At 56.9% G+C, this 1,485-nt stretch carries 2 protein-coding genes; one reads left to right on the plus strand and one right to left on the minus strand.

The features are described 5' to 3' along the window. Positions 1-171 precede the first annotated feature (171 nt). Positions 172-1,245: a tetratricopeptide repeat-containing glycosyltransferase family 2 protein gene (locus RUMCAL_RS04665; protein ID WP_040647036.1), complete on the minus strand. Its 1,074-nt coding sequence runs from the start codon at positions 1,243-1,245 to the stop codon at positions 172-174. Positions 1,246-1,274: 29 nt separating this feature from the next. Between RUMCAL_RS04665 and RUMCAL_RS16195 the strand changes: the two genes are divergently transcribed. Continuing rightward, positions 1,275-1,485, plus strand: a 211-nt coding sequence (locus tag RUMCAL_RS16195) for a hypothetical protein (protein WP_021681429.1), incomplete at its 3' end; no start/stop codon positions are given.

The following is a 1,485-nucleotide window of genomic DNA, read 5'->3' on the forward strand; positions in this document are numbered from 1 at the left end:
CACCGTCCGCACCTGTGGCACCGGTAGGACCTGTCGCACCGACCGGACCGGTCACACCTGCCGGACCTTGCAGACAACAGGGCACAGGCGGCGGTGCCGGCATGCAGCAGCGGTCAGGCTGGCTGGGTTCTCCGCAATTACAATATGCCATTCTATATCGCTCCTTTCGCATCATTTCCGGCGGGCAGCCTTTTCCGCGAAATACTGCCGGTTATACGCCACTGCCGCATCGCCGCGGCGAAAACTGCCTGCCAATGCATTATATGCTGCCGCCGTGGAAATGTCACCCATACGGTCATAGCACACGCACAGCTGGATCGCCGGCAGATAGTCACAGCACTCCTGCCGCCAGAAGCCCTCGTGGGGCTGGTGACCGGTTTCGATTGCCAGATGATACCAGAAAGCTGCCTGCGGGTACTGCTGCCGCTCCAGAAACAGCCCGCCGATCTCGCAGCAGATCTCCGGCTGGGGAATGCCGTAGCAGAACGAACGGAACAGACTTTGCATTGCCTCGTCGGGCTGTTCCAGCCGGGCATAGCAGCGACCTGCAAGCAGGCATGCACCGATGTTGTCCGGTGTCCAGCCCCTGCCCTCCTGCAAAAACTGTTCCAGCACCGGCAGTGCCGCCCGATAGGCTCCGTGGTCGCAAAGCTCCCTTGCATAATAGTACTGCTCCCGCGGCGAAAATCGTTTGCCGGACAGCAGTAGTTTCTGATAAATGTGCAGATTCCGGTCAGGGTCGCCGGCGTGCGGCTTCCGGTGGGACACTGCCGCATCGCCGTAGCGGATACTGCCGGAGGGCACCACGGCTTCATGTACGGCTCCGGTGAAACGATAGCCGCGGCTCCGCCGGAAAATCCGTTCTCGCCGGGAGATCATCTGGGGCGTTCCGGCAGCGTCAAAGCTGAGCCAGTAAGGAAGAAATACCATGTCTGCTTCCGGAGCCTCCAGGATTTTTCGCAGCTTTTCGTGGTTTTCCCCCTCGATGACATCGTCCGCGTCCAGCCACAGCCAGTAATCTCCTACGGCTTGGGAAACGGCGTAGTTCCGTGCCGCGGAAAAATCGTCGCACCACGGAAAATCATAAATTTTGGCGGCATATTCCGCAGCCACTGCCTTGGTGTTGTCGGTGGAGCCGGTGTCCACCAAAATGATCTCATCTACCAGATCTGCCACCGAATCCAGACACCGCCCCAGCACCGCTTCTTCATTTCGCACGATCATGCAAAGACTGATCAAAGGCATATGCATTCCTCCTTCTGCTGGTTTATCGTATGCGGCAGGAACAGCGGAGGTGCGGTTTTTGGCGGTCTGTAGGGGCATTGCGGCATGGTGCAAACTGCATTGTAGAAAAGTACAAAAGTACGCAAAAAGTACGTAGTTTTGTTTCTGCGGAATCTCATGGCATAAAAATAACCGCATTTCCCGGCAAAAAAGCTCTTGACAAATACGGCGTTCTGGCGTATAATAAAGATAGAAAGAGCA

It is taken from the genome of Ruminococcus callidus ATCC 27760 (genome assembly GCF_000468015.1).
Classification (GTDB): Bacteria; Bacillota; Clostridia; order Oscillospirales; family Ruminococcaceae; genus Ruminococcus_C; species Ruminococcus_C callidus.

Excerpts from the sequence above, each read along its gene's own strand:
- RUMCAL_RS04665 (WP_040647036.1), bottom strand. The coding sequence starts at position 1,245 with ATGCCTTTGATCAGTCTTTGCATGATCGTGCGAAATGAAGAAGCGGTG.